Origin of the sequence: Daejeonella sp., from assembly GCF_049655485.1 — a bacterium.
Classification (GTDB): Bacteria; Bacteroidota; Bacteroidia; order Sphingobacteriales; family Sphingobacteriaceae; genus Daejeonella.
Genome location: NZ_JBASJU010000309.1, coordinates 1 through 3,082 on the forward strand (window position 1 = coordinate 1; position 3,082 = coordinate 3,082).

Here is a 3,082-nt window from a genome sequence, read left to right on the forward strand (position 1 = left end):
ATTAAGGTAAACGAACAGTTTGAATTCGAAGTGCTTTCCGACAAAAACGGCATCATTGTCGATGGGAGATCTCTTGCTTTGGATGTTTATCCCGTAAACCCTGATACTTTCCACATCCTTCATAGAAACCGATCATTCAATGCAGAGCTGATAAATTTAGATCAGAAACTAAAGACCTGTACAGTGCGGGTAAATTCCCAGATATATACGTTGTCTCTAACTGATCAATTTGATGAACTGTTGCATAAACTTGGGATGGATAACCTTAATGCCCAAAAGGTTTCAGAATTAAAGGCACCAATGCCTGGTATGGTCCTTAAAGTTTTGGTTGCAGAAGGAGATGAGATAAAAAAAGGATCTGCTTTGTTAATTCTGGAGGCAATGAAGATGGAGAACGTTATCAAGGCCCCTGCAGATGTGGTTATTAAATCAATTAAGGTGAAGCCGACAGATAAAGTTGAAAAAAATCAGGTTATGATTGTTTTTGGCTAAACTTTCACGGATTTTACTCTTTATCTCTTTTTTACCCCAAATTCTGTCTTAATAATTCGCTTGGTTTAATATTTTCGTTATTTTCAGACAGGCTTATATCAAAGCTTAACTTCTAAAATTTTTACTGATAGCTATGGAAATTAAAACTAAAGGAGAACTGTATGATGTATGCATTGTTGGCTCAGGAGCTGGTGGAGGAATGGCCGCCAAAGTCCTGACGGAAGCAGGCTTGAAAGTCGCTTTACTGGAAGCCGGCCCGGATTATGATCCGGCGAATCCGGAACAGCAAACGCAATTAAAATGGCCATATGAATCGCCACGACGCGGTGCAAATACCACCCGTCCTTTTGGAGATTTTGATGCCGCATACGGAGGATGGGAAATTGAAGGAGAGCCTTATACAAGAGCGAAGGGGACCGAATTCGATTGGTTCCGTTCACGGATGCTTGGCGGCAGGACTAACCACTGGGGAAGAATTTCGTTGCGCTTTGGTCCGAATGATTTTAAAAGACACGACTTTGATGGCCTGAGTGACAACTGGCCAATAGGTTACGATGATGTAAAACCCTATTATGATCGGGTTGATAAAATGATTGGGGTATTTGGAACTAAGGAAGGCATCTATAACGAGCCAGATGGCTATTTTTTGCCGCCTCCGAAACCAAGATTGCATGAGCTTTTGATAAAAAAGGCTGCGGGTAAAATCGGTATACCTGTCATTCCATCCAGGCTATCAATCCTTACAAGGCCGGTCAATAAAGATCGCGGTTCATGTTTTTTCTGTGCCCAATGCAGTCGCGGCTGTACGGTTCATGCCGACTTTTCTTCTTCAACTTGCCTTGTAAAGCCAGCAAGGAAAACTGGTAACGCAGATGTATATGTGAATGCCATGGCCCGGGAAGTGTTGACGGATAAAGAGGGAAAGGCTGCCGGAGTATCTTACGTCGACAAAACAGATTTACAAGAATATCAGGTAAATGCCAAAATTGTTGTTTTGGCCGCCAGTGCTTGCGAATCCGCACGACTACTTTTAAATTCTAAGTCGTCTGCTCACCCTAACGGTTTAGCAAATTCCAGCGGAATGGTGGGTAAATATCTTCATGATTCCACCGGAGCATCAAGAAGCGCTTTTATTCCCCAGTTGATGGACCGTAAAAGATACAACGAAGATGGAGTTGGCGGACTACACGTCTATATTCCATGGTGGCTGGAAAACAAAAAACTTGATTTCGCCCGCGGTTACCATATTGAGTTTGGGGGCGGAATGGGCATGCCTTCTTATGGTTTTGGCTTTGGCATGGAAAAAGTTAACGGTAGCTATCCGACTGTTGAAGGGAAAATGAAAGAAGCAGGCGGATATGGTGCGGCACTTAAAGACGATTATCGTCGTTATTACGGTTCCAACGTCGGATTTGCTGGCCGTGGAGAAAGTATTCCCCGTATAGAGAATTACTGTGAAATTGATCCGGGCACTGTTGATAAATGGGGTATCCCTGTGTTAAGGTTCAATTACAACTGGACGGATCAGGAAGTAAAACAAGCCAAACATATGCAGGATACCTTCGAGGAAATAATTCATTCCATGGGCGGTGTTGCCAATGGCGAGAAGCCGGGCGAAGATCAAAAATATGGTTTATTGGCACCAGGTCGCATTATTCACGAAGTAGGGACCACCCGAATGGGAAATGATAAAAATACTTCAGTTCTAAATAAGTATAACCAGGCCCACGATGTGAATAATCTTTTTGTAGTGGATGGAGGAGCATTTGTATCCCAGGCGGACAAAAATCCTACATGGACAATACTTGCGCTGTCTATGCGTGCTTCAGAATACATGGTTGATCAATTAAAAAAGCAAAACATTTAATCAGATGAATAGAAGAGACTCACTTAAGGCGCTGGCAGTTGGAACAGTAAGCGTTGGTACTTTATTATCTTCATGTGATAAAAAGGGGGGCACAGATTCTGCTGCTACTGGAGAGACTGGCGCATACGGCAGAACTCCTGAAGAAAAGCTTTTGGATAAGAAGTTAATGAGCGAACAGTTTTTTACAAAACCTGAGATTGCTTCCATCGCCATTCTAGGCGATATCATCATTCCTAAAGACGATATCTCAGGCAGTGCAAGCGATGCAGAAGTCGCTGAATTTATAGAGTTCATTGTGAAAGATAAACCCGAGCTGCAGTTACCCATGCGAGGGGGGTTGAAATGGCTGGATATAAAATCATATAAGATGTTTAAAAAGTCGTTTGCAGAAGCATCTGCCGAGCAACGTATTCAACTCGTCGATCTGATTGCCTACCCTGATAAAGCCCTTCCGGAGAATGCAGCTGGCGTAAGTTTTTTCAATACAATGCGAGGCCTTACTGCAACGGGGTTTTTTACAAGTAAGATTGGAATTGCGGATTTAGGATACAAAGGGAATCAGCCAAATGCATGGGATGGAGTACCAGACGATGTCTTGAAGCAATTTGGCCTTGAATATGATGCAAAGACCCTGGATCAATGCCTTAAGGCTGAAGACAGGGGAAAGATAATGACTTGGGATAGTTAATTAATATTTGTAATTATCGGACGATCATTTATTAC

3 protein-coding genes are annotated in these 3,082 nt (G+C 42.7%); all 3 read left to right on the plus strand.

The features are described from left to right. Positions 1-492: acetyl-CoA carboxylase biotin carboxyl carrier protein subunit (locus WBJ10_RS12660; RefSeq protein WP_424290843.1), on the plus strand; the 492-nt coding region annotated here is incomplete at its 5' end. Positions 493-625: 133 nt separating this feature from the next. After that, on the plus strand, positions 626-2,359 hold the full coding sequence (locus WBJ10_RS12665; protein WP_424290845.1) for a GMC family oxidoreductase: 1,734 nt from the start codon (positions 626-628) through the stop codon (positions 2,357-2,359). Positions 2,360-2,363: 4 nt separating this feature from the next. Next, positions 2,364-3,047, plus strand: a complete 684-nt coding sequence (locus WBJ10_RS12670) for a gluconate 2-dehydrogenase subunit 3 family protein (RefSeq protein WP_424290847.1) — start codon at positions 2,364-2,366, stop codon at positions 3,045-3,047. The last annotated feature ends 35 nt before the right edge of the window (positions 3,048-3,082 follow it).

Bases quoted from the DNA above. Each gene is read 5' to 3' on its own strand.
- WBJ10_RS12665 (WP_424290845.1), top strand. From the start codon at position 626: ATGGAAATTAAAACTAAAGGAGAACTGTATGATGTATGCATTGTTGGC.
- WBJ10_RS12670 (WP_424290847.1), top strand. From the start codon at position 2,364: ATGAATAGAAGAGACTCACTTAAGGCGCTGGCAGTTGGAACAGTAAGC.